Origin of the sequence: Neglectibacter sp. X4 (assembly GCF_009917365.1) — a bacterium.
GTDB lineage: Bacteria > Bacillota > Clostridia > Oscillospirales > Acutalibacteraceae > Acutalibacter.
Genome location: NZ_QWLE01000267.1, coordinates 1 through 375, shown reverse-complemented (window position 1 = coordinate 375; position 375 = coordinate 1). Strand labels below are relative to the sequence as shown.

Genomic DNA, 375 nt, shown 5'->3' with positions numbered 1-375 from the left:
GGCCGAATTATTTCAACGAGATAAAAGTGTAATTGGAAAACATGTAAGAAATATTTTTAAAGAAGGAGAATTGGCAAAAGAAGCAGTTTGGGCAAAATTTGCCTACACTGCTTCTGACGGTAAGACCTATCAGGTAGATTTCTATAATTTAGATGTTATTATTTCCGTTGGTTATCGGGTAAAATCCCTGAGAGGAACACAGTTTAGAATATGGGCTACTTCTATTTTGAAGGAATATATGAAAAAAGGATTCGCATTAGATGATAATCGACTTAAGAATCTCGGAGGCGGAAACTATTTTGATGAATTGTTAGCTCGCATCCGTGATATTCGCTCTTCCGAAAAAGTATTTTGGAGAAAAGTATTGGAAATATA

The 375-nt window shown here is 34.7% G+C and carries 1 protein-coding gene; it reads left to right on the top strand.

Annotated features, from left to right (window positions below; translation table 11 throughout):
* Positions 1-375 (top strand): RhuM family protein (gene rhuM / locus D1841_RS18055; RefSeq protein ID WP_166554371.1); only part of this gene is annotated, 375 nt, incomplete at both ends.